At 72.0% G+C, this 25,308-nt stretch carries 22 protein-coding genes; 11 read left to right on the top strand and 11 right to left on the bottom strand.

Going from position 1 to position 25,308, the window contains the following annotated elements; translation table 11 throughout:
* Positions 1–233 precede the first annotated feature (233 nt).
* Together GQQ92_RS13430 and GQQ92_RS13425 are read left to right on the top strand one after the other, a co-directional pair.
* Entirely contained in the window at positions 234–1,979 is a 1,746-nt protein-coding gene (locus tag GQQ92_RS13430; RefSeq protein ID WP_269149184.1) for an MDR family MFS transporter, read from the top strand.
* Position 1,980: 1 nt separating this feature from the next.
* Positions 1,981–2,433 (top strand): MarR family winged helix-turn-helix transcriptional regulator, encoded by a 453-nt coding sequence (locus GQQ92_RS13425; protein WP_197738260.1) that lies wholly within the window; start codon positions 1,981–1,983, stop codon positions 2,431–2,433.
* 12 nt (positions 2,434–2,445) lie between these two features.
* Here the strand turns inward: GQQ92_RS13425 and GQQ92_RS13420 are convergent, their stop codons facing one another.
* Together GQQ92_RS13420 and GQQ92_RS13415 are read right to left on the bottom strand one after the other, a co-directional pair.
* Positions 2,446–4,032, bottom strand: coding sequence for a sensor histidine kinase (locus tag GQQ92_RS13420; RefSeq protein WP_156999802.1), 1,587 nt, complete (start codon positions 4,030–4,032; stop codon positions 2,446–2,448).
* Positions 4,029–4,769: a response regulator transcription factor gene (locus GQQ92_RS13415; protein WP_156999801.1), complete on the bottom strand. Its 741-nt coding sequence runs from the start codon at positions 4,767–4,769 to the stop codon at positions 4,029–4,031. The genes GQQ92_RS13420 and GQQ92_RS13415 overlap by 4 nt, the downstream gene beginning before the upstream one ends.
* Positions 4,770–5,022: 253 nt before the next feature.
* Between GQQ92_RS13415 and GQQ92_RS13410 the strand changes: the two genes are divergently transcribed.
* The 3 genes from GQQ92_RS13410 to GQQ92_RS13400 all read left to right on the top strand — a co-directional run bounded on the left by GQQ92_RS13410 (position 5,023) and on the right by GQQ92_RS13400 (position 8,081).
* Positions 5,023–6,555 (top strand): ABC transporter permease, encoded by a 1,533-nt coding sequence (locus tag GQQ92_RS13410; RefSeq protein WP_156999800.1) that lies wholly within the window; start codon positions 5,023–5,025, stop codon positions 6,553–6,555.
* Positions 6,556–6,613: 58 nt separating this feature from the next.
* Positions 6,614–7,282, top strand: coding sequence for an ABC transporter ATP-binding protein (locus GQQ92_RS13405; RefSeq protein ID WP_156999799.1), 669 nt, complete (start codon positions 6,614–6,616; stop codon positions 7,280–7,282).
* 76 nt (positions 7,283–7,358) lie between these two features.
* Positions 7,359–8,081, top strand: a complete 723-nt coding sequence (locus tag GQQ92_RS13400) for an amidase domain-containing protein (RefSeq protein ID WP_197738259.1) — start codon at positions 7,359–7,361, stop codon at positions 8,079–8,081.
* Positions 8,082–8,136: 55 nt separating this feature from the next.
* Here the strand turns inward: GQQ92_RS13400 and GQQ92_RS13395 are convergent, their stop codons facing one another.
* Positions 8,137–8,526 carry an SIP domain-containing protein gene (locus tag GQQ92_RS13395; RefSeq protein ID WP_156999797.1) on the bottom strand — a complete coding sequence of 130 codons (390 nt, stop codon included), beginning with the start codon at positions 8,524–8,526 and terminating at the stop codon, positions 8,137–8,139.
* Between the two features lie 261 nt (positions 8,527–8,787).
* Here GQQ92_RS13395 and GQQ92_RS13390 point away from each other — a divergent pair, with 261 nt between their 5' ends.
* Positions 8,788–10,482, top strand: a complete 1,695-nt coding sequence (locus tag GQQ92_RS13390; protein ID WP_156999796.1) for a molybdopterin-dependent oxidoreductase — start codon at positions 8,788–8,790, stop codon at positions 10,480–10,482.
* 4 nt (positions 10,483–10,486) lie between these two features.
* Here the strand turns inward: GQQ92_RS13390 and GQQ92_RS13385 are convergent, their stop codons facing one another.
* The 7 genes from GQQ92_RS13385 to GQQ92_RS13355 form a co-directional block, all read right to left on the bottom strand.
* Positions 10,487–11,539 carry a sugar phosphate isomerase/epimerase family protein gene (locus tag GQQ92_RS13385; protein WP_156999795.1) on the bottom strand — a complete coding sequence of 351 codons (1,053 nt, stop codon included), beginning with the start codon at positions 11,537–11,539 and terminating at the stop codon, positions 10,487–10,489.
* On the bottom strand, positions 11,536–12,405 hold the full coding sequence (locus tag GQQ92_RS13380; protein ID WP_156999794.1) for a sugar phosphate isomerase/epimerase family protein: 870 nt from the start codon (positions 12,403–12,405) through the stop codon (positions 11,536–11,538). Before GQQ92_RS13380 ends, GQQ92_RS13385 begins: the two co-directional genes overlap by 4 nt.
* Before the next feature lie 152 nt (positions 12,406–12,557).
* On the bottom strand, positions 12,558–13,763 hold the full coding sequence (locus GQQ92_RS13375; RefSeq protein ID WP_156999819.1) for a substrate-binding domain-containing protein: 1,206 nt from the start codon (positions 13,761–13,763) through the stop codon (positions 12,558–12,560).
* Positions 13,763–14,953 (bottom strand): ABC transporter permease, encoded by a 1,191-nt coding sequence (locus GQQ92_RS13370; RefSeq protein ID WP_156999793.1) that lies wholly within the window; start codon positions 14,951–14,953, stop codon positions 13,763–13,765. The genes GQQ92_RS13375 and GQQ92_RS13370 overlap by 1 nt, the downstream gene beginning before the upstream one ends.
* Entirely contained in the window at positions 14,950–16,077 is a 1,128-nt protein-coding gene (locus tag GQQ92_RS13365) for an ABC transporter permease (protein WP_156999792.1), read from the bottom strand. The genes GQQ92_RS13370 and GQQ92_RS13365 overlap by 4 nt, the downstream gene beginning before the upstream one ends.
* Positions 16,074–17,654, bottom strand: a complete 1,581-nt coding sequence (locus GQQ92_RS13360; protein WP_156999791.1) for a sugar ABC transporter ATP-binding protein — start codon at positions 17,652–17,654, stop codon at positions 16,074–16,076. Before GQQ92_RS13360 ends, GQQ92_RS13365 begins: the two co-directional genes overlap by 4 nt.
* The gene (locus GQQ92_RS13355; RefSeq protein ID WP_156999790.1) at positions 17,651–18,757 is read right to left on the bottom strand and encodes a Gfo/Idh/MocA family protein; all 1,107 of its coding nucleotides are present in this window, start codon (positions 18,755–18,757) and stop codon (positions 17,651–17,653) included. The genes GQQ92_RS13360 and GQQ92_RS13355 overlap by 4 nt, the downstream gene beginning before the upstream one ends.
* 117 nt (positions 18,758–18,874) lie before the next feature.
* On the opposite strand from GQQ92_RS13355, the gene GQQ92_RS13350 reads away from it, so the two are divergent.
* The 4 genes from GQQ92_RS13350 (at position 18,875) to GQQ92_RS13335 (ending at position 22,662) form a co-directional block, all read left to right on the top strand.
* Positions 18,875–20,062 carry an ROK family transcriptional regulator gene (locus GQQ92_RS13350; protein ID WP_197738258.1) on the top strand — a complete coding sequence of 396 codons (1,188 nt, stop codon included), beginning with the start codon at positions 18,875–18,877 and terminating at the stop codon, positions 20,060–20,062.
* A 50-nt stretch (positions 20,063–20,112) separates the two neighbouring features.
* A complete protein-coding gene (locus tag GQQ92_RS13345; RefSeq protein ID WP_372493355.1) occupies positions 20,113–20,814 on the top strand; it encodes a YqaJ viral recombinase family protein in 702 nt (233 codons plus the stop codon).
* Positions 20,811–21,596, top strand: a complete 786-nt coding sequence (locus GQQ92_RS13340; RefSeq protein ID WP_156999789.1) for an alpha/beta fold hydrolase — start codon at positions 20,811–20,813, stop codon at positions 21,594–21,596. Before GQQ92_RS13345 ends, GQQ92_RS13340 begins: the two co-directional genes overlap by 4 nt.
* 91 nt (positions 21,597–21,687) lie before the next feature.
* Positions 21,688–22,662 carry an NADP-dependent oxidoreductase gene (locus tag GQQ92_RS13335; protein WP_156999788.1) on the top strand — a complete coding sequence of 325 codons (975 nt, stop codon included), beginning with the start codon at positions 21,688–21,690 and terminating at the stop codon, positions 22,660–22,662.
* 210 nt (positions 22,663–22,872) lie between these two features.
* Here GQQ92_RS13335 and GQQ92_RS13330 read toward each other — a convergent pair whose 3' ends face one another.
* Positions 22,873–23,832, bottom strand: a complete 960-nt coding sequence (locus GQQ92_RS13330; RefSeq protein WP_156999787.1) for an ArsR/SmtB family transcription factor — start codon at positions 23,830–23,832, stop codon at positions 22,873–22,875.
* Between the two features lie 56 nt (positions 23,833–23,888).
* Between GQQ92_RS13330 and GQQ92_RS13325 the strand changes: the two genes are divergently transcribed.
* Entirely contained in the window at positions 23,889–25,292 is a 1,404-nt protein-coding gene (locus tag GQQ92_RS13325; RefSeq protein ID WP_232057691.1) for an MFS transporter, read from the top strand.
* Positions 25,293–25,308: the final 16 nt, after the last annotated feature.

The following is a 25,308-nucleotide window of genomic DNA, read 5'->3' as shown; positions in this document are numbered from 1 at the left end:
GGGCGGGGCGGGCGCGCGGCGGGCGGGGCGCGGTGGGCGGGGCGGGGCGCGCGGGGGTGGACAGCGGAGCGGGCGCGCGGCGCGCGAGGCATCCGTGGATCTCGATGGAAAGCGCGGGAATAGTTGACGCAAGTCCAAAGTTGACTCAATGCAACCAATTATATATAGTTGCCGAATATCAACGATCTAGCGCTCGCACCGCACGCAACCTGTAAGGAACAACCTTGACTTCTGTGGCAGACAAGCCCACGACCGGGTCCGTCCCGGCCGCGCCGGCCCAACGCACGCCCCGCGAGGTGATCGTCGCCATCTCCGGCCTCGTCGTGGCGATGTTCGTCGCCGTCATCTCCGGCACGGTCGTCTCGACCTCGATGCCGCTCATCATCGCCGACCTCGGCGGCGACCAGACCGCCTACACGTGGGTCATCACCGCGAGCCTGCTCGCCATGGCCGTCTCGACGCCGATCTGGGGCAAGCTCGCCGACCTGGTCAACCGCAAGACGCTGCTCGTGACGGCGATCGCGCTGTTCGTCGTCGGCACCGCGATCGCGGGCTTCGCGCAGGACACGACGACCCTCATCGCCGTGCGCGTGGTGCAGGGCCTCGGCGCGGGCGGCCTCATGTCGCTCGTCATGATCCTCATCGCCGTCATCATCTCGCCGCGCGAACGCGGCAAGTACATGGGCTTCGTCGGCGGCATCATGGCCGTCGCGACCATCGGCGGCCCGCTGCTCGGCGGCGTCATCACCGACGCGTGGGGCTGGCGCGCCAACTTCTTCCTGCCCGTGCCGCTCGCGATCATCGCGCTCATCGTCATCTCGCGCACCCTGCACCTGCCGCCCATGCCGAAGCGCGCCGTGAAGATCGACTACGTCGGCATCGTGCTGCTCGCCGTCGGTGTCTCGCTGCTGCTCGTCTGGGTGTCGCTCGGCGGCAGCGAGTTCGAATGGGACTCGATGACCAGCTACGTCATGATCGGCGTCTCGGCGCTCGCGATCATCGGCTTCGTCGTCACCGAGTTCTTCGTGCCCGAGCCGATCGTGCCGTTGACGCTCTTCAAGAACCGCACCTTCACGCTCGCCGTGATCGCCTCGGTCGCGATCGGCGTCTCGATGTTCGCCACCAGCGTCTTCCTCGCGCAGTACTTCCAGCTCGCCCGCGGCGCCACGCCCACCGAGTCGGGCCTCATGACGATCCCCATGATCGTCGGCCAGATGGGCGCCTCCATCGTCATCGGCGCGCTCATCAGCAAGTTCGGCAAGTGGAAGCGCTTCATGCTCCTCGGGTCGGTGCTCGTCGTCGCCGGCAGCTACCTCATGACCACGCTCAGCTACGACACCGACTACCTCTGGGTCAGCGTCTACATGGTCGTGCTCGGCGCGGGCCTCGGCATGGTCATGCAGAACCTCACGCTCGTCGTGCAGAACGACACCCCGGCGTCGCAGCTCGGCGCCGCGAGCTCGAACGTGAACTTCTTCCGCACGATCGCGGGCACCATCGGCGTCACCATCATGGGCTCGCTGCTGGCCACGCAGGTCACGACGCACATCACCTCGGGCCTGAAGAGCTACACGCCGACCTCGCCTGAGGAGATCGACGCGCTGAAGGGCCTCGCCGGCGGCGGAATCCCCCACGTCTCCGAGCTGCCCGAGGGCATCCGCGTCATCATCGAGAACGCCTACGGCAACGGCATCGCCGACGTGTTCTGGGTCGCCGTGCCGCTCGCCGTGCTCAGCGTGATCGCCATCGCCTTCCTGCCGAACAAGGCGCTCTCGACCAAGACCTCGGCCGAGCAGCTGAAGGAGGAGTTCGAGCAGGTCGCGATCGACCTCGCCGAGGCCGAGATCGGCGCACCCGTCACCTCGTCCATCCGGATCGTCGAGGAGGATGCCGCGGCCGAGCGCCCGGCGAAGACGGCCACGCGTGCGCGCACGGCCGAGGGCGAGGCCTCCGCGACGGCTGCGGACGGCGACCGATAGCATGACCATCGTGACCGAGGCATCCGCACCCGTCGACGAGGCCATCGCCGACGTCGAGGAGCAGATGGGGCTGCTCTTCAACCGGGCCCGCCTCGTCTGGAAGGAGGCGGCGCAGAAGGTCCACCCCGACCTGCAGCCCGCCGCCTACAAGCTCCTCTCGACGATCGTGCGCCTCGGCTCCGCCAACGCCCACGTGCTCGCCGAGATGTTCGAGATGGACAAGTCGGTCGTCAGCCGCCAGGTGCGGGCGCTCGAGGAGTTCGGACTCGTCGACACCCGTGCCGACGAGCACGACGGCCGCGTGCGGGTGCTCGTCGCGACGCCGACGGCGATCGAACGGGTCCGCGAGGTGCGCGAGGGCAACCAGCAGCGCTTGCGCGACGTGCTGCTCGACTACCCCGAGAGCGACCTGCGCGGCTTCGCGGAGCTCCTGCGCCGCATCGTCGGGGCCTGACCCGCCGGAGCCTCAGCGCTCGGCGGTCAGGCGCTCGGCGGCCAGGCGCTCGGCGGGCGGGCGCTCGGCGGGCAGGCGCACGGTGAACACCGTCGAACCGGGCTCGCTCGCGACGTCGACCGTTCCGTGGTGAGCCTCGACCACCGCGCGGACGATCGCGAGGCCGAGCCCGGTGCTGCCGGCCCGCCTCGAGCGCGACGAGTCGCCGCGGGCGAAGCGCTCGAAGAGCGAGCCGAGCAGCTCGGGCGGGATGCCGGGTCCGTCGTCGGCGACGCGCAGCACGATCTCGTCGCCCTCGCGCGCGAGCGAGGCGACCACCCGGGTGCCCTCGGGCGTGTGCACGCGCGCGTTGGCGAGCAAGTTCGTGACCACCTGACGCAGGCGCGGCTCGTCGCCGACGACCTCGGTCGCGGCATCCGTCGCCCGCACCTCCCAGTCGTGGCCCGGGCCGGCGGCCTGCGCGTCGCCGACGGCCTCGCCGAGCATGCGCTCGAGGTCGACGGGCAGCGTCTGGAGCTCGCGTCCCTCGTCGAGGCGGGCGAGCAGCAGCAGGTCTTCGACGAGCTCGGTCATGCGCACCGACTCCGACTCGATGCGCGAGATCGCGTGCGTGACGTCTGGCGGGAGGTCGCCGCCGTGCAGGCGCGTGAGCTCGGCGTAGCCGCGGATCGAGGCCAGGGGCGTGCGCAGCTCGTGCGAGGCGTCGGCGACGAAGCGGCGCACCTTGCGCTCGCTGTGCTCGCGGGCGGTCAGGGCGGATGCCACGTGGCCGAGCATGCGGTTGAACGCGGCGGCGAGGCGGCCGACCTCGGTGCGCTCGTCGTCGACGGGCACGCGTTCGGCGAGCGCGACGTCGCCGCGCTCGAGCGGGAGCTCCGAGACGTGCTGGGCGGTCTCGGTGACGGCCGCGAGCGGCCTGAGCGCACGTCGCACCACGGCCGACCCGACGATGAGCGCGAGCACGAGCCCGATGACGGCGACGATCGAGATGGTGAGGGCGAGCTGGGTGGTCGCGGTGGTCACGTCGGCCAGGGGCAGCGCGAGCACGACGGTGATGCCGTTCCACTCGGGGCGTTCGACGGCCTTCGCGCGGTATTCGCCGAGGTCGCCGATGGAGATCGTGTGCGAGCCGCCGTCGGCCGGCACGGTCGTGAGGGGTTCGGCGACGTCGGCGGGCAGCTCGAGCACCCGGCCGCGCTCGGTGATGTACCCGGCGTTGGCGGTGCCGTCGGCCTGCACGAGCGCGGCGAGGGTGCCGGCCTGCTGCCCGGGCACGCTGAGCGCGATGCCGGGCGCCTCGGCGGGGTCGCCGGGCAGGGCGGGGCCGAGGTTCGTGCGCGAGATCGCCTCGTCGAGGTTGCCGTCGAGGCGTTCCATCGACGCGCTGTGGAAGACCGCGACGGTGACCACGCCCACCGTCGCGCTCACCGCGACGAGCAGCGCGGCGACGATGACGAGCAGGCGGCGATGCAGGGTCCACGGCAGGCCGCGCCGTGCGGTCGACGAGCCCGGCGGCTCCTCGACGACGGCGTCGGCGCCCGTGTGGACGGCGGCGACCCGTGCGGCCGCCGCGTGCCCGGGATCGCCCGGTCGGGTCATCCGACGGCCTTGATCATGTAGCCGGCGCCGCGCACCGTGTGGATCATCGGATCGCGACCGGCGTCGATCTTCTTGCGCAGGTACGAGATGTAGAGCTCGACGACGGATTCCTTGCCGCCGAAGTCGTACGACCACACCCGGTCGAGGATCTGCGCCTTGCTGAGCACGCGGCGCGGGTTGCGCATGAGGTAGCGCAGCAGCTCGAACTCGGTCGCGGTCAGCTCGATGGGCGTGCCGTCGCGCTCGACCTCGTAGCTGTCCTCGTCGAGGGTGAGGTCGCCGACGGCGAGCACCGGGTCCTTCTGGTTCGCGAGCGTGATGGACGAGCGGCGGATGAGTCCGCGCAGGCGCGCGACCACCTCTTCGAGGCTGAACGGCTTGGTGACGTAGTCGTCGCCGCCCGCGGTGAGCCCGGCGATGCGGTCGTCGAGGGAGTCCTTCGCGGTGAGGAACAGCACGGGCGTCTCGGTGCCGTCGGCGCGCACGCGCTGCAGCACCTCGAGCCCGTCGATGTCGGGGAGCATGATGTCGAGCACGATCGCGTCGGGCCGGAATTCGCGGGCCGCCTTCACGGCGCTGACGCCGTCGGCTGCGGTGCGCACGTCCCATCCCTCGTAGCGGAGCGCCATCTTCAGCAGGTCGGTCAGCGAGTGCTCGTCGTCGACGACGAGCACGCGGACCATGGATCCGTCGCCCTTGGCGATCTGGGGTGTGCGGTGCGGGGTCGTGGTCGTCATGTCTCCAGTATCCGACTCGCGCTATGCGTCTCCTATGAACTTCTTGAGCGGATGCCGCGTGCGGGCGCCGAGCGCCCCGTTCACGTCGCCCGGCGACGGCATCCACGCCGCGGGGACGGATGCGGGGGCGGATGCGGGGGCGGATGCCTCATGGGCGACGCATAGGTCGCGGCAAGGCCCGCCAAAGCCGCGATCCATACGGTCGACGTCGGCGCCCGACCCCCGGACGCTCCGCCCGACCCCGAGGATTCCCATGTTCTTCACGTACCTCCGGCGCGAACTCGCCGGCCGCCGCAGGCAGACGGCGATCATCGCCATCGGCATGGCGCTCGCGATCGCGCTCGTCATCATCGTCAACTCCGTCGCCTCGGGGGTGAAGTCCGCGCAGGCCTCCGTGCTCGAGTCCGTCTACGGCGTCGGCACCGACATCACGGTCGCCCAGTCGCCCACCCCGCCCGAGGAGGGCGAGGGCGGGCAGGGCGGGCGCCCCCGCTTCGAGTTCGACGCCGGAGCCGGAACGACCACCGACGGCACGACCGAGATCAGCCAGTCGAGGCTCATGGCCGGGTTCGGTGCGAGCACGTTCGACGAGGAGGCCCTCGACACCGTGCTCGGCGTCGACGACGTGGCCGCGGCATCCGCGACCCTGTCGCTCACGAACACGACCTTCAACGGCGAGATGCCGCAGTTCCAGCAGAACGGCGAGGGTACGGCGCAGGCCGCGCCCGGCACCGACGCGCAGGCGGAGCCGCCGCAGGGCGGGCCCGACGGCGCCGGCGGCAGCGCCTTCGACGTCGACTCGTTCAGCGTGCTCGGCCTCGATCCCTCGGCCGACGCGATCGGACCGCTCTCGGCCGTCACGCTGGCCGAGGGCCGCACGCTCGACGCCGACGACGCCGGCGCGAACGTCGCCGTGCTCGACGCCGACTACGCCACGAGCGCCGAGCTCGCCGTGGGCGACACGATCGACATCGGCGGCACCGAGTTCGAGGTGGTCGGCACGGTCACCTCGAACGCCGCGGACTCGGCGAGCGCGTCGAACGTCTACATCCCGCTCGACGTCGCCCAGACGCTCTCGGGCGAGGAGGGCATGATCTCGAACGTCTACGTGCAGGCGGCCTCGTCCACGGACATCGCGCAGGTGCAGGCCGACCTCGAGGCGGCACTGCCCGACGCCACCGTCTCGACGCAGGAGGACCTCGCGTCGAGCGTTTCGGGCTCGCTCAGCACGGCGTCCGCGCTGGTCTCCAACCTCGGCCTCTGGCTCTCGCTCGCCGTGCTCGTCGCCGCGTTCCTCATCGCGATCCTGTTCACCATCTCGGGCGTCACGCGACGCACCCGCGAGTTCGGCACCCTCAAGGCGATCGGCTGGTCGGATCGACGCATCGTCGGTCAGGTCGCGGGCGAGTCGCTCGTGCAGGGGCTCATCGGCGGCGCGCTGGGCATCGCGATCGGCCTCATCGGCATCGTCGTGATCAACCTGGTCGCCCCGACCCTGTCGGGCAGCGCCTCGAGCGGCGGATTCGACCTGGCCGGCGGTCAGGGCGGGCAGGGCGGCGCAACCGGCGGCGAGGGCGGCGGCGCTCAGGGCGGCCGGGGCTTCGGCGGGCCGATGGCGCAGACCGCCGCCGCGACGACCGAGGTCGCCCTGAACGCGCCGATCACCGTCTCGGTCATCGCGATCGCCGTCGGCATCGCGGTCCTCGGCGGACTGCTCGCCGGCGCGATCGGCGGATGGCGGGCCTCGCGCCTGCGCCCCGCCGAGGCGCTGCGGAGCGTCGGCTGAGCGCCCGCGGCATCCGCTCGAGGCATCCGCTTCCCCACCTTCCGAAACCGAGGACACCATGTACACGCTGACGAAACTCACGAAGACCTACCGGCAGGGCAACCGCACGGTGCACGCCCTGAAGAACGTCGACCTCACCATCGCCGCCGGCCAGCACGTCGCCATCCAGGGGCCGACGGGCGGCGGCAAGTCGACCCTGCTGCAGATGCTCGGCGGGCTCGACCGGCCCACCTCGGGCACTATCACCATCGGCGCCGACGACCTCTCGCAGATGCCCGACGCCAGGCTGGCGAAGATCCGCGCCCGCGAGATCGGCTTCGTCTTCCAGGGCTTCAACCTGATCCCGACGCTCACGGCGCAGGAGAACGTCGAGACCGCGCTCGAGCCGCTCGGCGTCACGGTCGAGCAGCGTGCGAAGCGGGCGACCGCGGCCCTCGCGTCCGTCGGGCTCGCCGATCGCGCGGGGCACCTGCCGAGCGAGCTCTCGGGCGGGCAGCAGCAGCGCGTCGCCATCGCCCGCGCGCTCGTGAAGGAACCCGACGTGCTGCTCGCCGACGAACCCACGGGCGCCCTCGACGAGGAGACCCGTGACGAGATCCTCGACATCCTCGACGGGCTGCGGCGCGACCGCGGGCTGACGCTCATCGTCGTCACCCACGACTCGGCCGTGGCGCGCCGCGCCGAGCGCCGGCTGCACATCAAGGCGGGCACGGTCACCGAGCGATGACCCGAACTGCGAGCGGATGCCGCGGCCGCTGCCGATGCGGAGGGCGCGCACAGGATGCCGACGTAGGGTCGCCCCGATGACGACCCCCACCCGAGCCATGCGTCGCCGCCGCGCGGTCGTGCTGGTCGCCGCCGCGACCGTCGTGATCCTCACCTGCGGGTTCATCGCGCTGGGCTGGTCGGCGGCCCTCCCGAGCGACCGGAGCACGACGGGCGCGGACTCGCTCGAGGTCGACGCCTCCTCGGCGCCGTCCGACGAAGCCGACGAGTCCGACGGCGCCGAGGAGGTCGCCCTGCTCGACTGGTCGACGCTCACGCCCGAGGTCTCCGCGCAGATGGAGTACGTGCGCGAGCACTGGGACGACACCGAGAGCGAGGAGTTCGGCTACATCTTCGACAACGACTGCATGGCGTTCGCCAGCCAGTCGCTGCTCGCCCGCGGCTGGCTCGAAGACGACGAGTGGTGGTACGCGGTCGGCGACGGGTACACGAGCTCGGTGGCCTGGCGCAGCTCGACCGGCTTCATGGAGTACCTCGAGGAGCGCCCCGAGAAGGCGACCGCGCTCACCGACGACCAGCGCGATCAGGTCGCGATCGGCGACATCGTGCAGTTCGACTGGGACCTCTCGGGCGACCGCGACCACACCGGCATCGTCACCGGGGTCGTGCAGCGCGCCGACGGCTCGATCGACGTCGAGTACGCGGGCCACACCGACCACACCTGGGATCGGTCGGTCGACTGGTCGATCACGGTGCAGCACCCCGGAGCGGTCGCGACGTACTGGCACCTCTCCGACTGAGGCGCGGATGCCGCGATCGGGCCGCCCGCGGCCAGAGGGCGTGGGCCCCGCAGGGTCAGCGGGCGGCGGCGAGCTCTCGCTCGAGGGCCTGCGCGAAGGCGCCGACGGGCGCGGACGTACGGGCGCCGAGCCAGATGGCGATCTCCGCCCCGCCCTCGGGGCGCATCCACTCGTCGAGCCAGGCGTCGACCGCGGCGACGAGCGTCTCGCCGCGCGCGGCGAGGGCACCACGCCGGTTCTCGCGGAAGACCCAGTGCACGGCGATGCCGGCGGGCGCCTCGAGCTGCACGATCTGCATCGCGTTGAACGCCTCGATGAGCACGATGCCGGTCGCGTTCGGCGCGCAGTCGGCGAGCCGTGAGCGGATCGCGGCGATGTCGCCCGTGTCGCCCGCGAAGAGCATGACGGGGCCCGGCTGCGAGCGGGGGCGCATACGGCTCACCATCGCGCGCCGCCGATCGGTCGGGCGGAGGCGAGCGGGCGCCGCTGAAGCTGGGGGAAGCACTGCACGGGTTCAGTTTAGGTAAGGCGTACCTAAGCGGCAAGCGCGTGTCGCGAAGTCACAGGTTCGCGGGCGGATGCCCCGGCTCCACGCGGCTCGGCCGTCGCCGCCCGCGCCACTGCGCCGGGCCCGGCCAATCCGCGGGGTCGGCGGCGTCGAACCACCACCAGCGGGCATTGCACGCCCGCACGATGGAGGCCCGACATGGAGCACGACCAGCAGCCGGCGCACGACCCGGGCACCGCAGACGCTCGCCCGACGAGCGCCGCCGACCGACCCCGGCGGTCCCGGTTGCGCTGGTGGTCGCTCGCCTCGCTCGCGGGCATCGTCAGCGCGGGCGTGTTCCTCGCCGCGGCCGAGCTCATGGCGTTCCTCGTCGCACGCGACGGCAGTCCGATCCTCGCGGTCGGGGCGTTCGTGATCGACATCGTTCCGCAGTGGGCGAAGGAGCTCGCGATCGAGCTCTTCGGCGCCAACGACAAGCTCGCACTGCTCGGCGGACTCGGCCTCGCGGTGCTCGTGGCCGCGTGCATCTCGGGGATCCTGCAGTTCGTGCGCCCGCCGCTCGGCGCCGTCGCGCTCGGGGTCGCGGGCGCGCTCTCGCTCGCCGCCGTCGTGACCCGTACGGGCGCGACGCCGTTCGCGTGGCTGCCGCCGCTCGTCGGCACCCTCGCGGGCATCGCCGTGCTGCACCTGCTCGTGCGCCGGCTCCGCCGCTGGCACGACGCCGTCGCGGTCGGCGGTGTCGAGACGCACGCCGACCCTCGGGGGGATGCCCCGACGCCCCCGAATCCGGCCGCGCAGGCGGAGCGCGGCCGCGCCGCGGCATCCGTCGACCGTCGTGGGTTCTTCGTGCTCGCGGGCATCGCCGCGGCATCCGCCCTCGTGGTGGGGGTCGGATCGCGCGTGGCCGGTGCCGCGACGAGCTCGATCGCGGCGATCCGCAAGGCACTCAAGCTTCCGGCGCCGAACTCGACCGTCACGATCCCCGACGGGGCCGCGCTCGACATCCCGGGCCTGACCCCGCTCTACACGCCGAACGAGGACTTCTACCGGGTCGACACCGCGCTCACCGTGCCCTCGGTCGACCCCTCGACGTGGCGGCTCGTGATCGACGGCATGGTCGGCGAGCGCGTCGAGCTGACCTTCGACGACCTCGTCGCCATGGGGCTCGACGAGTACTCGATCACGCTGACCTGCGTCTCGAACGAGGTCGGCGGCGACCTGCTCGGCACCGCGAAGTGGCTCGGCGTCCCCGTGCGCGACGTGCTCGCGAAGGCCGCGCCCTCCGCCGACGCCGACATGGTGCTCTCGCGGAGCGTCGACGGGTTCACGGCCTCGACCCCCCTCTCCTCCCTCACGGACGACGGGCTCGACGCGATCCTCGCCGTCGCGATGAACGGCGAGCCGCTGCCGCTCGAGCACGGGTTCCCGGTGCGCATGGTCGTGCCCGGCCTCTACGGCTACGTCTCGGCGACGAAGTGGCTCTCGGAGCTGAAGGTCACCCGCTTCGACGCCGACGAGGCCTACTGGACCCCCCGCGGCTACAGCGCGGAGGCGCCGATCAAGCTCTCGTCGCGCATCGACACCCCGCGGCTCGACAAGGCCGTCGACGCCGGGACGACCGTGATCGCCGGCGTCGCCTGGGCCCAGACCGTCGGCATCGAACGCGTCGAGGTCAAGATCGACGACGCCGACTGGCAGCAGGCGACCCTCTCGAAGCCCGTCAACGCCGACACCTGGGTGCAGTGGTTCCTCGAGTGGGAGGCCACGAGCGGCACCCACAACGTGACCGTGCGCGCGGCCGACCGCGACGGCAACCTGCAGGTCGAGGAACGTGCGCCCATCGCCCCCGACGGCTCGACCGGGTGGCAGCGTCGCCTCGTGCGGGTGAGCTGAGGGGCTACTGGTTGCTGAACGCGGCGTCGAACGAGGCCGTCGGCTTCGGCCAGAGGAGCGAGCGGATGTATCCGACCGCCTCCTTCGCGCCGTGCAGCCGGTCCATGCCGGCGTCCTCCCACTCGACCGAGATGGGGCCCGTGTAGCCGATCGCGTCGAGCGCGCGGAACGAGTCCTCCCAGGGCACGTCGCCGTGCCCCGTCGAGACGAAGTCCCAACCCCTGCGCGGGTCGCCCCACGGCAGGTGCGACCCCATCACCCCGGCCCGGCCGTTCCGCGGACGCATCCGCGTGTCCTTGCAGTCCACGTGGTAGATGCGGTCCTGGAAGTCGACGATGAACCCGACCGGGTCGATGTTCTGCCACATCATGTGCGACGGGTCCCAGTTGAAGCCGAACGCCTCACGGTGCCCGATCGCCTCGAGCGCGCGCACCGAACTCCAGTAGTCGTAGGCGATCTCGCCGGGGTGCACCTCGTGCGCGAACCGCACGCCCTCGCCGTCGAACACGTCGAGGATCGGGTTCCACCGGTTCGCGAAGTCCTCGAAACCGCCCTCGATGACAGATGCCGGCACCGGCGGGAACATCGCCACGTACGGCCAGATCGACGAACCCGTGAAGCCCACGACCGTGTCCACGCCGAGCTTTCGCGCCACCCGCGCCGACCGGCGCATGTCCTCGGCCGCACGCTGCCGGACGCCCTCGGCGTCGCCGTCGCCCCACACGTACGAGCGCACGATCGCCTCGTGCCGGAAATCGATCGGCGCATCGCACACCGCCTGACCCGCGAGGTGGTTCGAGATCGCGTACACCTCGAGCCCGTGCCGCTTCAGGATCTCGCGCCGTTCCTCGAGGTACCCGGGTTCCTCGTCGGCGAGCTTCAGGTCGAGGTGGTCCCCCGAGCACGCGATCTCCAGCCCGTCGTACCCCCACGAAGCGGCCAGCCGAGCCACCTCCTCGAACGGGAGATCGGCCCACTGCCCAGTGAAGAGCGTGACCGGGTGGCCGCCCTCGGGGCGTTCGGCGCGATCGGCGCGGTTCGTCGCGGCATCCGTCATCGTCGTTCCCTTTCGTCCTGGAGTGCTTCGAGATAGCGGATGCTTCGCTCCGCGAGCGCGTCCTGCGACGGCGCGAGCGGGCGCCACACCGAGGCGGCGACCGCGATGGTGTCGTTGTCGCCCGTGAACGACTCGAGCCCGAGCGCACCGTCGTAGCCGACGTCGTCGAGCGCGTCGAGGAACGCCGGCCAGTCGAAGTGGTCGTCGCCGACGGCCCCGCGGTCGTTGCCGCACACCTGCACGTACGCGAGGTGTTCCCCTGCCGCGCGCACGGCGTCGCCGATGTGCTTCTCCTCGATGTTCAGGTGGTACGTGTCGAGCGCGAGCCCGAGCCCGGGGCCGAGCAGCGGCCCCAGCGCCTCGAGCGCCTGGTCGACCGTGTTCACGAGGCTCGTCTCGTAGCGGTTCAGCGGTTCGATCGCGAGCCGGATGCCGCTGCGCTCGGCCGCGCGCACGACCGGCCCGAGGCTCGCCCGGAGTTCGGCGTACCGCTCGGCGCGCTCGACCCCGTCCATGCGCCAGGTGCGACCCGTGGCCGCGGTGAACGGGCCCGCGACGACCGAGGCGCCGAGCCGCTCCGCGACGCCGATGCAGTGCACGAGGTAGTTCTGGGTCGCGACGGTCTCGGAGCCGGGTGCGGCGACGAGGTTGCGCCCCGGGCCCATGGCCCCGATCACCACGGGGTCGAGCGAGTGCTCGGAGAGCACGTCGGCCGCGGCATCCGCAGACCAGTCGCCGGGCTGCTCGACCGGGAGCTCGATGGCGCCGAAGCCCATGCCCGCCGCCTTCGCGGCGATCTCGCGGAGCGAGGCGTCGTCGAGCGGTGAGGTCCAGACCCACGTGTTCACGCCGATGGTGCGGCGCATGCTGCCTCCTTCGGCGGCCGATACTGCTCGTCGTACGATCGCAATTCAGGTTGGCACCGGTGTGTCGCGGACCGCAATCGGCTGATCGGGCCCGCGACACACCTCCGCTCCTGAATTGCGAACGGGTCGTGCTGGGTGGGTGGCGGTGCGGGTTACGGGATCACGCGGTCCTGCCACACCTGCGGGTAGCCCGGCAGGTCCTCGCCGCCGAACTTCGCGTAGTGGCCGTCGGGCATGCCGTCGTTCGCCGCGAGGTACTCGTCGACCTCCTCCGCGGTGATGGGGCTCTGCGGGAGCACCCACTCGCTCGGGATCTCCTCGCCGGCGAAGATCTTCTGCGCCGCGAGCAGCGGCGTGCGCCACTGGAAGTTCGAGTACACGGGTGCGAGGCCCGTGAGCCCGGTGTCCTTCCACTTGCGCAGGAAGCTCATCTCGTCCTCGCCCGTCATGACGGGGTAGTCGACGCCGGCGTCCTCGAACGCCTCGATGGCCGCGACGGCGCCGTCGCCGGCATCCATCCAGACTCCCGCGACATCGCCCTTGGCGAGCTCGTCGGAGATGATCTTCTTGATCTCCGTCGGGTCGGCGCCGGTGAAGTAGTCCACCGCCTCGATGCCCGCCTCGTCGAACAGCTTCTCGGCCGCGGCCCAGCGCTGTTCGAGCACGTCGACGCCGGGCAGGATGCGCAGCGCCACGACCTTGTCGCCCTCTTCGAGCTCGCCGATGAGGAACTCCGCCGTGTCGATGCCCCACGCGAATCCGCCGATGGGGTGGATGAACGTGACCGGGCAGTCGGTCTGCACGCCGCGGTCGAAGACGACCACGGGCTTGCCGGTGTCGCACGCCCGCTCCACCGCCGGCGTCATCGCCGCCGTCGAGTTGGGCGAGATGAGGAAGATGTCGCAGTCGCCCTCGGTGATGAAGTAGTCGATGTCGGCGATCTGCGTGTCATCGGAGTCCTGCGCGTCGCGGGTCTCCATCTCGGAGATGACCCCCGCGTCCTGCAGCACCGCCAGTTGCTGGTTCATGGTGATCCAGCCGGTCTGGCGCCACGGGTTGGAGATGGAGGCGTTCGCGAAGCACGCCTTCTTCGCCCCGTCGGCCGCGAACTCCGACGTGTCGATCATCTCGGCGTTGATGTGCTGGAGCCACGGCTGGCCCTCCGGTCCTTCGGGCACGACGTCGCGTTCGGCGTCCTGCTTGTCGAAGAGCTCCTGGTCGAACCACTCGACCGATTCCTCCGTGGCAGCGGCGTCGTCGGACGGCGCGGCCACATTGGGGTCGGTGGTACATCCGGCGAGCGTGAACAGCGCGAGAGCGCCGACCATGGCTGATACCACGGTGATCCTGCGTCGCATCACGAACCTCCCTTGGTTTCGTTGTCAGCCCTCTGCGTCGAGGGAATGGGTGCAGGGCGAGCCGAAACCGAGTCGGGATCGGGCTCCTTCGCCACGGGTGGTGCGGGCGAAGTCTGTGCCGCCGGGTCGCTTCCCGGCGGGGTCTGGTCGGCCGGCGAGTTCGCCGCCGGAGTCTCGAGGGCGCGGCCGCGACGCCGGGCCCGAACGGTCGTGGCCGCGTACGCCACGGCGAGGATGATGATGACGCCCTGGACGGCGTCGCGGTACGTCGAGGGCACGCCGGCGAAGTTCAGCAGCGTGAACAACGCCTCGAGGGCGAAGGCCCCGGCCGCCGCGGCGACGACCCATCCGCGCCCGCCGCCGAGCACCACGCCGCCGAGCACCACGGCGGTGATCGCGGTGAACTCGTAGCCGCGGCCGACGCTCGGGTGCACGCCCGCGTAGCCGACGAGGAGGATGCCGGCGACCGTGGCCGAGAGCGACGAGATGACGAAGGTCGACGTCTTCACCCACCAGTTGCGGGCGCCCGCGTAGCGCACGGTGGTCGCGTTGTCGCCGAGGGCGATGATCGTGCGGCCGAAGGGCCGACGTGCGAACCACACCGCGAGCCCGAGCACGATCGCGAGCACCACGACCGACCACGGCAGGATGTCGATGACGGGCAGGTCGCGGATGCCGCCGCGTCCGATCTCGCGGAACGAGTCGGCGGGGTTGCCGGTCGCCGCGCCGCCGGTCCAGTAGAGCACGCCGCCGAGCAGGGCGAGCATCATGCCGAGCGTCACGATGAAGCTCGGCACGCGCAGGAACGACACGATGAGGCCGTTGACGAGTCCGACGAGCGCCCCGAACACGAACATGAACACCGTGACCGGCAGGATCTTGGCGTCGTCCTGGCCGATGAGGTTGCCGGCGATGACGACCTGCGCCGTCACGACCGATCCCATCGAGAGGTCGAACTCGCCGCCGACGATGACGAAGTACTGTCCGATCGCGACGATGGCGACGGGCGCGACGCGTTGGACGAAGCGGATGAACTGGCCGGGCTCGGCGAACGACGGGTTCAGCACGGCGATCATGACGAGCAGCACGATGAGCAGCAGGAACACGGCGCCGCGCGGGCTGACGAGCGTGCGGCCGAGGCCCGCGAGGCGGTTCGGCAGCGAGGGCTTCGTCGCGGTGGTGGCGGTCATGCGTTCGCCTCCGATCGGCCGGTCGTGTCGGATGCCGCGGAGCCCGCCGGTGCGGCGGGTGCGGACGGTTCGCCCGCTCCTGGGCTGGTCGGGGGCGCGGATGCCGCGGAGCCGGGTCCGAACCGGGGGCGGCGTCGATCGAGCTGGCGGCTCGTGTACACCGCGACCGCGGCGACGATGACGATGCCCCGCACGACGTCCTTCAGGAACGGGTTGACCTGCATGACGCTCATCACGTTGTCGACCACGGCGAAGATCGCGACGCCGCCGACGGTGCCCCAGATCGATCCGCGGCCGCCCATGAGCAGGGTGCCGCCGAGCACGACGGCGGCGATCGAGAGCAGGTCGTATCCGCCCTGGGTGCCGACGGTCGGGCTTCCGACGCCGAGGCGGCTGGCGAGCAGGAGTCCGGCGAGCGCGGCGGTGATCGAGCAGAGCACGTGGGCGATGATGATCGGTCGTGCGGTGCGGATGCCGGAGAGCCGCGCGACCTGCTCGTTGCCGCCGACAGCGAACATGTGGTTGCCCGTTCGGGTGCGGGCCAGGAAGAACGCGCCGGCGAGGGCGACGACGAGCATCAGGATCGTGGAGATCGGCACGGGGCCGACGCCGGTCGCGCCGATGAGCTGGAACTCCCACGGCACCTGCCCGCTCGTGCCCTTGTAGTTCGAGTCGAGGTAACCCTTGATGATGAGCCCGGTGCCGAGGGTGGCGATGAAGCCGTTGACCTTGAGCTTGGTGACGATGAGCCCGTTCGCGAGCCCGATGACGGCGGCCGTCGCGAGCACGGCGAGCACGGCGACGGGGATGTTCGCGGGGTCGCCGGCCATGAGGTCGGCCGCGATGAGGCTCGAGAGGCTCACGACGTAGGGCACCGAGAGGTCGAGCGAGGCGCAGAGGATCACGAGGGTCTGACCGATCGCGACGAACCCGAGCACGCTCATGCCGGTGAGGATGTCGCGGATGTTGCCGGCGCTGAAGAAGTTGCGGCCGACGCTCGCGACGAGGATCGCGCCGATGACGATGACGGCGATGAGCGCGATGCCGACGATGAGGCTGGAGTCGAGGCGCCGGCGACGACGGCGGGCGACCGGGCGGGCGGCGGGTGCGCTGGGCGAGCTCATCGGGCCTCCTCCCCGTCGTTCCGGGCGGGGTCGACGCGGAGGTCGCCGACGCGCAGGGTTCCGGTCGCGGCCGAGAGGATCGTGGCCTCGTCGCTCCTCGCGGGGAGCTCGGCCGAGGCGCGCCCGTCGTGCATGACGACGATGCGGTCGGACATGCCGATCACCTCGGGCAGCTCCGACGAGATCATGAGCATCGCGACGCCCTCCTTCGCGAGCCGGCGCATGAGCCGGTAGACGGCGACCTTCGCCCCGACGTCGATGCCGCGCGTGGGCTCGTCGAGGAGCACGACCCCGGGTTTCGCGGCGAGCCATTTGGCGAGCACGACCTTCTGCTGGTTGCCGCCGGAGAGGTACTGCACCTCCTGGTCGCCGCCCTGCGAGGAGACCTCGAGCGAGGTGAGCACGCCCGGGAGCTCCTGCCGGACCTCGCGCGTGCGCCGTGCGAAGACGGATCGGATCACGAGCAGGGCGTTGTCGGCGACCGACTGGTTGAGGGCGAGCCCCTGCGCCTTGCGGTCCTCGGTGATGAGCGCGACGCCGGCCTTGACGGCCTGCCGTGCGCTCATCATGCGCACCGCCCGGCCGTCGAGCCGCATCTCGCCGCGGGTGAAGGGCGTGATGCCGAAGACGGCCTCGAGCAGTTCGGTGCGCCCGGAGCCCTGGAGGCCGGCGACGCCGACGATCTCGCCGGCGCGCAGCTCGAGGTCGACGCCGTCGACGTAGGCGTTGCCCGCTCCCCTGAGCACGAGCCGCGGCTCGCCGATGCGCGTGCCCTCTTCAGCGTCGGGGAAGTACGCGGAGATCGGGCGCCCGACCATGCGCCGGACGAGTTCGTCGGTGTCGAGCTCGGCGGCGGGCCCGGTCGAGACGAGGGCGCCGTCCTTCAGCACGGTGATCGTGTCGCAGAGGTCGAAGATCTCCTTGAGCCGGTGCGAGACGTAGAGGATCGCGACGCCGCGTTCGGCGAGCCGGCGCACGATCGCGTAGAGCAACTCGACCTCGTGGTCGGCGAGGGCGGCGGTCGGCTCGTCCATCTGGATCACCCGCGCGTCGACCGAGAGCGCCTTCACGATCTCGACGATCTGCTGCTCGGCGACAGTGAGCGTGCGCACGAGCGCGTCGGGCTCGATGCCGTCGATGCCGAGTTCGGCGAGCAGGTCGCGGGTCTCGCGTTCCATGGAGCGGCGGTCGACGAGCCCGCGGCGCTTGGGCTCGCGGCCGAGGAACACGTTCTGCGCGACGGTGCGTTCCGGCAGCAGGTTGAACTCCTGGAACACGGTGGCCAGTCCCGCGTGCGCCGCCTCGACGGGGTGGGTGAAGCGCACGTCGCGTCCGCCGAGGGTGATCGTGCCCGCGTCGCGCTCGTGCACGCCGGCGAGGATCTTCATGAAGGTCGACTTGCCCGCGCCGTTCTCGCCGACGAGCCCGTGCACCTCTCCCGGTCGGAGCGTGAGTCCGACGCCGTGGAGCACCGTGACGCCGAAGAACGACTTCTCGAGCCCGTCGGCGACGAGCACCGGCTCGCGCTCGGCGAGGGGCGCGCCCGAGGCATCCGCCGCCTGCTGCTGCGCGCTCATGCGGCCACCTCCGCCCAGGTCCCGGATGCCGCGGAGCGCAGCACGGCGTCGGTCACGCGCACGGCGCGCGCCCCGTCGTCGAAGCCGGGGAGGCCGTCGGGGCGGGTGCCGGCGACAGCCGCGTAGGCGTCGGCGACGAAGGCGTTGAAGGCGTCCTGGTACCCCATCGGATGCCCGGCCGGCACGAGCGAGAGCCGGGCGGCGTCGGGGGCGAGCCTGGCGGGGTCGCGTTCGATGAGCGAGGATGCCTCGGCGCGGCCCACCCAGAGCCGGTCGGGCCGCTCCTGCTCGAAGCGCACGCTCGCGTCGGTGCCGGAGAGCTCGATCGACAGGGCGTTCTTGCGGCCGGGGGCGACCTGCGAGACGAGCAGCGTGCCGACGGCGCCCGAGGCCATCTCGACGACGACGGCGACGAGGTCCTCCGTCGCGATGTCGACGTTCGTGGCCCGACGCTCGTAGACGGTGCGGATGGTGGAGTTCAGCCGGACGATGCGGTCGCCCGAGATGAACTCGACGAGGTCGACGAGATGCGAGCCGATGTCGGCGAACGCCCGCGACGGGCCGCCGAGCGCGCGGTCGACCCGCCAGTCGTCGTCGTGCGGGGCGGCGAGCCAGTCCTGCAGGTATGCGCCGTGCACGCTCAGCAGGCGACCCGTCTCGCGGGCGGCGACCCTGGCCCGCGCCTCGCGCGCCATCGGGTGGAAGCGGTAGACGAAGGGCACGGCGGCCACGAGCCCGCGTTCGGCGGCGAGCGTGCGGAGCCGCTCGGCGTCGGCGACGGAGGTGGCGAGCGGCTTCTCGCAGATGACGTGCTTGCCGGCCTCGAGCGCGGCCAGCGCGATGGCCGCGTGCGTGGTGTTCGGCGTGCACACGTGGACCACGTCGATGTCGGGGTCGGCCAGGAGCTCGTCGACGGAGCCGAACGCGTTCGCGAGGCCCAGCCGCTCGACGGCGGCGGATGCCCGCTCGGGCGAGGAGGACGCGCCGCCCGTCAGTTCGGCGCCCGCGGCGCGAGCGGCCCGCGAGTGCACGGTGGCCATGAAGCCGGCGCCGACGAACCCGGCGCGGAGGGTTCGCGCCGAGGCGGTGACGTCCGTTGTCATGTCGGCCATGCTGACACAGCCGCGACACCTTTTGCTAGTCATTCGTCAAAAGTCGTCGGCGCCGTGACATGTTCGTTACCAAAGCCCCGATGAAGGTGGTGTGCTTTACTTCCTTTCATGGTGGACATCAGTCGAGGTTCGGCCCTCGGCGCCTCGGGGGCGAGCGAGCTGTTCCAGTTGCTCCGCGACGGGGCGCCGCGAACGCGCGCCTCGCTCGCGCAGACCACGGGGCTCGCGAGGTCGACCGTCGCGGCGCGCGTCGACGAGCTCATGCGGCTCGGGCTCGTGACCCCCGTCGCCGACGCCGCCTCCACCGGCGGCCGCCCGCCATCGCAGTTCGCCCTGAACCCCTCGGCGCGCATCGTGCTCGCCGCCGACCTCGGGGCCTCGCACGCGACCCTCGCCGTCACCGACCTCGAGGGCTCCGTGCTCGCCCAGCACGGCGAGCCGAAGGACATCGCCGACGGCCCGGAGGCCGTGCTCGGCTGGATGGTGGGCGCCGCCGAAGACCTCATGGCCGGCATCGGTCGCGATCGGAGCGACCTCGCCGCCATCGGCATCGGCGTGCCGGGCCCCGTCGAACACGACAGCGGCCGGCCCGTCAATCCGCCCATCATGCCCGGCTGGGACCGCTTCGACGTGCCCGGCTGGGTGCAGCAGCACCTCGAGGTGCCCGTGCTCGTCGACAACGACGTGAACATCATGGCCCTCGGCGAACGCGCGCTCGCCTGGCCGCAGGTCGAGCATCTCGTCTTCGTGAAGGTCGCCACCGGCATCGGGTCGGGCATCATCTCGGGCGGCCTCCTGCAGCGCGGCGCGCAGGGCATCGCCGGCGACCTCGGCCACGTGCGCGTCGCGCGCGGCGCCGACGTGCCCTGCCACTGCGGCAACCGCGGATGCCTCGAAGCCCTCGCCTCTGGCCCCGCGATCGCACGCGCGCTCCGCGAGCAGGGCGTCGACGCGCGAACCGGCTCCGACGTCGTCGAGCTCGTCAAGCGCGGCGACCTCGACGCGATCCAGGCCGTCCGCCAGGCGGGCCGCGACATCGGCGAGGTGCTCACCGCGTGCGTCAGCCTCGTGAACCCGTCGGTCATCGCGATCGGCGGATCGATGGCGCGGGCCGGCGAGCACCTCATCGCCGGCGTCAGGGAGGTCGTCTACACCCGCTCGATGCCGCTGGCCACGGAGCATCTCGCCATCGTGCAGTCCGCCGCCGCCGAGAACGCCGCCGTGCTCGGCGCGGCGATGCTCGCGATCCACCACGCGCTCTCGCCCGAGGGCATCGTCGCGCTCGCGTCCCGCTGACACACCGAGCAGGCCCTCCGCGGGTGGGCGGCCCGCGCTACGCTCGTTGCGTGCCCGACACCCCCTTCGCGCTCTTCGATCTCACGCCGTCCGGCGAGATCCGCGAGAGCATCGCGCCGCCGGCACGCCTCCCCCACGAGTCGCGCGTCGTGGCCGACTCCGCAGACCGGGTCGCCTGGCTCCGCGCCCGCTCCCAAGGCGTGACCGCGACCGACGCCGCGAAGCTCGCCACCCGGGCCTCCGTGAAGTCCGCCGTCTGGGAGAAACTGCACGGCCCCGCACGCAGCTTCGGGGGCAGCCGTTACACCGACCACGGCCGCGAGCGCGAGCCCGTGATCGCCGAGTGGGCCGCCCGCGCCCACGGCATGACGCACTCGTCGCTGCTGTACCACGCGGCATCCGATCGCCGTCACCTGGCCACGCCAGACGGCCTGCGCGTCACGGGCGGCGTGCTCGAGCTGTGCGAGATCAAGACCACGTCGAAGCCGTGGCGGGCCGTTCCGCGCAGCTACCTGCGGCAGGTGTGGTGGCAGCAGTACGTGCTCGGCGCCGAGCGCACGCTCATCGTCTGGGAGCAGCACGACGACTTCGTGCCGGTCGATCCCGAACCGCAGTGCCGATGGATCGACCGCGACGACGACCAGATCGCGATCCTCGTGTCCCTCGCCGACGAGCTCCTCGCCGAGCTGCGCCCGGCGCACGCCCCCGTACACGACCCGCGCGCCGCGTTCCGGCCGAGCGTGCTCGCATGACGACGGTCCTCCTGCACGGCCTGGGTGCCGACCGCCGCCAGCCGCTGACGCTGCTCGAGCCGATGCTGCGAGAGGTCTCCGGCGAAGACGAGCTGATCATCGCGCCCGACGTGCGAGCCCACGGCGGATTCCTCGACGTCGGCCACGCCGACGACTTCGCCATCGACGCGCTCGCCGCCGAGGTGGCCGGCGCCGTGCGCCGCGGCATCGACGAGGCGGGCGGCTCGCACGAGCAGCCCGTCTCGATCTTCGGCATCTCCATGGGCGCCGCGCTCGCCCTGCGCATCACCCTCGACGAGCTCCTGCCGGTCGAGCGCGCCGTGTTCATCCGTCCCTCCTTCGACGACAAGCCGCTGCCCGAGAACCTCCGCGCCTTCCCGGTCATCGGTCAGGTGCTCGCCGACGCGGGCCCGTCGGGCGCCGCCGAGTTCCAGGAGCGCGAGCTCTACCACCGCGTCGCCGAGGTGTCGCCCATCGGCGCCCGCTCCCTGCTCGCCCAGTTCTCCGCACCGGATGCCGCGCGGCGGGCCATGCGGCTCGTCGAGATCCCGCGCAACCGGGCGTTCCGCGACGACGCCGAGCTCGCCGAGCTCGAGACCCGCGGCATCCGCTCGCTCGTCGTCGGCGCGCTGCGCGACCCGGTGCACCCCATGACCACGGCCGAGCGCTGGGCCGCCGGCACCGCGTCGCCCATGCTCGTGCTGCCGGCCCGCGACGACGGCCCGGCCGCGCAGGCGCACGTGCTCACCGAGCAGGTCGCCCGCTGGATGACGAACTTCTAGGCCGACCGCGCCGAACCGGCGACGCCGCTCGGCGGCGACATCCGTGCGCAGCCTGCTGGCGGTCGCCGCCACGGGCCGCGAGGATGGAGCCATGACCGACACGATGCGCGCCCTGGTGATCGACCGCACCGGTGAGGCCGACGAGCTCCACCTCGCCGACGTGCCCCGACCCACGCGCATCAGCGACGAGGTCGTCGTGCGCGTCATCGCCGCCGGCGCCAACCCGATCGACGCGAAGACGCGCGCGGGGCGCGGGGTGTCCGCCGCCATCGGAACCTACCCGACCGTGCTCGGCAACGACTTCGCGGGCATCGTCGAGACCGTGCCCTACGCGGGCCATCCGCTGCATCCGGGCGATCGCGTCTACGGCGCCGCCCGCCCTCCGCGCACTCCGGGCAGCTACGCCGAGTTCGTGACGGTCTCCTCGATGAGCGTGGCCCCGATGCCCGCATCGCTCGGCTTCGCCGAGGCCGCCGCCCTGCCGATCGCCGCGCTCACCGCGTGGGGTGCCGTCGTCGACGTCGCCCGCGTGCACGACGGCCAGCGCGTGCTCGTGCACGCCGGCGCCGGCGGCGTCGGACATCTCGCGGTGCAGCTCGCGGCCTACTTCGGCGCGCACGTCACGGCCACCTGCTCGGCGTCCAACGTGGAGTTCGTGCAGGGTCTCGGCGCCGAACACGTCATCGACTACCGGGCCGAACGCTTCGAGGAGGTCGCCGGCGAGCAGGACGTCGTCATCGACCTCATCGGCAACGTGAAGGACGACACCGGAACCCGCTCGCTCGAGGTGATCCGCCACGGCGGGCTCATCGTGAACGTGCCCACCGGGTCGTGGCCGACGATGGCCGACGAGGCGGCGGCCCGCGGCATCCGCGCCACCGGATACTCGTGCTCGCCCGACGCGCGCACGCTCGCCGTGCTCACCCGGCTCGTCGACGACGGCGCCCTGCGCGTGCACGTCGACCGCGAGCTGCCGCTCGAGTCGGGCGCCGAGGCGCACCGCCTCATCGAGGCCGGCCACGTGCGCGGCAAGGTCGTGCTGCGGGTCGCGCCCGACCCCGAGTGACGGGGGGCGGATGCCGCGAGCGGATGCCTCGCGCCCGCGGGCGCCCGCTCCGCGCCGCGCCGCGCCCATCCGCGCGCCCGTCCGCTCCGCGCCCGCGCTGACCCCCAGCCCGCCGAAATTCAGGAGAAGCATGGTCATGGGCGCATATCGGGCACCATGATCGCGCTTCTCCTGAGAACGAGACCGCGAGACCGCCCGCCCGGGACCAGCTCAACCCGACCGCGACTCGAGCAACGCCGACCCGAGTTCGCTGCGCAGGTAGAGCACGCTGCGGCCCGAGCGCGTGCTCACGAGCAGGCCCGCATCGCGGAGCACGCGCAGGTGCTGGTTCACCGCCGAGGCCGTGACGCCGAAACGCACGCCGAGCTCGGTGGACGACGCGGGGTCGCCGAGGGCTGCGAGCAGGCTCGCGCGCGTCTCGCCGAGCACGGCGGCGACGGCCGCGGGGTTCGCGACGCTCTCGGCCTCCCACAGGGCGCCCTGACCGCGCGCGGGGTACATGATCATGGGCGGGCCGTCGCCGACGGGAGCCGATCCGCGCCGCGTGAACATCGTGGGCACGAGCGTGAGGCCGAGGCCGTCGATGGCCTGCACGCGCTCGTTCGGGTCGCGGAGCCGCACGGTCACGACGCCGCCCTCGTAGTCGACGGTGGCCGAGATGCCGTTCAGCATCGTGGCCAGGCCGTTCTGCGCGATCTGCCGGCCGCGGTAGACGACGTCGGCCTCGAGCACGGCGCGCATGCGCGGCCAGTACGGCTCAAAGGTGGCGGCCCAGAGCTGCTCGAGCGCCGCCACGAGACGGCGGATCGCAACCCGCGGCGGGCCGGCGAACACGTCGGGCACCCGGCCGTGCACGGCCACGAGGTCGCGTTCGAACTCGGCGGGCGACAGCTCGCGCAGGGCTGCGAGCTCGTCGTCGAGCCGGGTGAGCGGGCCGGACGGGCGGGGGTTCAGGAAGTCGGGCGTCCAGAGCCGCTCGTCGATGAGCGCGCCGAGCACGTCGAGGTCGAGATCCGCGCGCGCGGCCTCGGTGCGGCGGAGCCACGGCAGCTGCAGCGGGAACCGGGCCGGGTCGTTGATCGCGCGCAGCGAGAGGCCGAGCTCGCAGAGCGGTGAGATGCCGAAACGCACGGACGCGACATCCGACTCGTTCAGCACGTACCGCAACATGAAGCACTACTCTACATCGATTTCGGGCGTCGGTCGCGCCCGACAGGATCGAACCCGTGACCCGGCCCACCGCATCCGACCCCGACACCTCGTCGCTGCCCGTCATCGAACCGGCGCTCGAATCCGCCGCCGCGAGCATCGACGAAGCGGATGCCTCGACCCGCCCGCACTCGACCGGAGACGGCGGCACGGACCGACCGGGCCTCGGCGCACGCATCGCGGCATCCGTCTCCGACCCGATGCTGCGCATCCTCGTCACCGCGACCCTCATCAGCCGGGTCGGGCGCGGGATCTTCCTCACGATCACGGTGCTGTACTTCACCCTCGTCGTCGGGCTGCCGGCGCACCAGGTCGCGATCGTGCTCGCCGCGGCGAGCGCCGCCGGCATCGTCGCCTCGCTCGCCGGCGGATGGCTCGCCGACCGGGTCAGCGCCCGGCGGGTGCTCCTCGTCGTCACCACGCTCGAGGGCCTCGGCCTGATCGCGTACGCCGCCACCTCCGACTTCGTCTCGGCCCTGATCGTGGCCGTGCTCGTCGGCGCCTTCGGGCAGGCGGCCAACTCGACCCGCATGGCGATCATCGCCCGCGCGTTCGAGGGCGAGTCGCGCGTGCACGCCCGGGCGGTGCTGCGCACCGTCACGAACCTCGCGATCGCGGCCGGCTCGGGGCTCGGCGCGCTGGCGCTCGCCATCGGCACGCCCGAGGCGTACCGCATCCTGCTCGTCGGGGCCGGCGCCCTGTACCTGCTCGCGCTCGTGCGGCTCGTGAAGCTGCCCGCCTCGGTCGACGCGCCGCGCATCGCGCCGACACTCACGCCCACCGGATCGATCGCCCGGCCGGATGCCTCGACCCGGCGCTCCCGCCTCGCGCACTCGCCCTGGCGCGACCCGCGCTACCTCGCCCTCACGGGGCTCAGCGCGATCTTCGGCATGCAGTTCGGCGTGGCCGAGATCGGGGTTCCGCTCTGGATCGCGCACGAGACGGATGCCTCGACCGTGCTGGTCTCCGCGGTGCTGATCCTCAACACGATCATCGTCGTGATCTTCCAGGTGCCGCTCTCGCGGGGCACCCACGACCTGCGCCGTGCCGGACGCGTCTCCGCGATCGCCGCGTGGCTCATGGCCGCCGCTTGCCTGATCTACGCCGCCGCGGCCGGGCTGCCGGTCTGGTTCTCGGTGCTGTTCGTCGTGCTCGCCGCGATCTCGCACGCGTTCGCCGAAGTGCTCTCGCAGGCGGGCGGATGGGGGCTCAGCTTCGAGCTCGCCGACCCCGTGCAGGCGGGCACCTACCAGGGCGTCTACTCGATGGGGTACTCGATCGGAGCGACGCTCGCGCCCGTCGTCGTGACGGTCACGGCGATCAACCTGGGACTGGCCGGCTGGGGGATTCTCGCCGCGATCTTCCTCGCGTCGGGGCTCGGCACGTGGGCGATCGCGCGCCGCGCGGCGGCCGCCGCGTAACGCGCCGGTCGGAGCC

The sequence above is a fragment of the Agromyces terreus genome (assembly GCF_009749465.1).
Classification (GTDB): domain Bacteria; phylum Actinomycetota; class Actinomycetes; order Actinomycetales; family Microbacteriaceae; genus Agromyces; species Agromyces terreus.
This window is presented reverse-complemented; position numbering and strand designations above follow the sequence as displayed.

Excerpts from the sequence above, each read along its gene's own strand:
- GQQ92_RS13425 (WP_197738260.1), top strand. The coding sequence starts at position 1,981 with ATGACCATCGTGACCGAGGCATCCGCACCCGTCGACGAGGCCATCGCC.
- GQQ92_RS13420 (WP_156999802.1), bottom strand. The coding sequence starts at position 4,032 with ATGACCCGACCGGGCGATCCCGGGCACGCGGCGGCCGCACGGGTCGCC.
- GQQ92_RS13415 (WP_156999801.1), bottom strand. The coding sequence starts at position 4,769 with ATGACGACCACGACCCCGCACCGCACACCCCAGATCGCCAAGGGCGAC.
- GQQ92_RS13410 (WP_156999800.1), top strand. The coding sequence starts at position 5,023 with ATGTTCTTCACGTACCTCCGGCGCGAACTCGCCGGCCGCCGCAGGCAG.
- GQQ92_RS13405 (WP_156999799.1), top strand. The coding sequence starts at position 6,614 with ATGTACACGCTGACGAAACTCACGAAGACCTACCGGCAGGGCAACCGC.
- GQQ92_RS13400 (WP_197738259.1), top strand. The coding sequence starts at position 7,359 with ATGACGACCCCCACCCGAGCCATGCGTCGCCGCCGCGCGGTCGTGCTG.
- GQQ92_RS13395 (WP_156999797.1), bottom strand. The coding sequence starts at position 8,526 with ATGGTGAGCCGTATGCGCCCCCGCTCGCAGCCGGGCCCCGTCATGCTC.
- GQQ92_RS13390 (WP_156999796.1), top strand. The coding sequence starts at position 8,788 with ATGGAGCACGACCAGCAGCCGGCGCACGACCCGGGCACCGCAGACGCT.
- GQQ92_RS13385 (WP_156999795.1), bottom strand. The coding sequence starts at position 11,539 with ATGACGGATGCCGCGACGAACCGCGCCGATCGCGCCGAACGCCCCGAG.
- GQQ92_RS13380 (WP_156999794.1), bottom strand. The coding sequence starts at position 12,405 with ATGCGCCGCACCATCGGCGTGAACACGTGGGTCTGGACCTCACCGCTC.
- GQQ92_RS13375 (WP_156999819.1), bottom strand. The coding sequence starts at position 13,763 with ATGCGACGCAGGATCACCGTGGTATCAGCCATGGTCGGCGCTCTCGCG.
- GQQ92_RS13370 (WP_156999793.1), bottom strand. The coding sequence starts at position 14,953 with ATGACCGCCACCACCGCGACGAAGCCCTCGCTGCCGAACCGCCTCGCG.
- GQQ92_RS13365 (WP_156999792.1), bottom strand. The coding sequence starts at position 16,077 with ATGAGCTCGCCCAGCGCACCCGCCGCCCGCCCGGTCGCCCGCCGTCGT.
- GQQ92_RS13360 (WP_156999791.1), bottom strand. The coding sequence starts at position 17,654 with ATGAGCGCGCAGCAGCAGGCGGCGGATGCCTCGGGCGCGCCCCTCGCC.
- GQQ92_RS13355 (WP_156999790.1), bottom strand. The coding sequence starts at position 18,757 with ATGACAACGGACGTCACCGCCTCGGCGCGAACCCTCCGCGCCGGGTTC.
- GQQ92_RS13350 (WP_197738258.1), top strand. The coding sequence starts at position 18,875 with ATGGTGGACATCAGTCGAGGTTCGGCCCTCGGCGCCTCGGGGGCGAGC.
- GQQ92_RS13340 (WP_156999789.1), top strand. The coding sequence starts at position 20,811 with ATGACGACGGTCCTCCTGCACGGCCTGGGTGCCGACCGCCGCCAGCCG.
- GQQ92_RS13335 (WP_156999788.1), top strand. The coding sequence starts at position 21,688 with ATGACCGACACGATGCGCGCCCTGGTGATCGACCGCACCGGTGAGGCC.
- GQQ92_RS13330 (WP_156999787.1), bottom strand. The coding sequence starts at position 23,832 with ATGTTGCGGTACGTGCTGAACGAGTCGGATGTCGCGTCCGTGCGTTTC.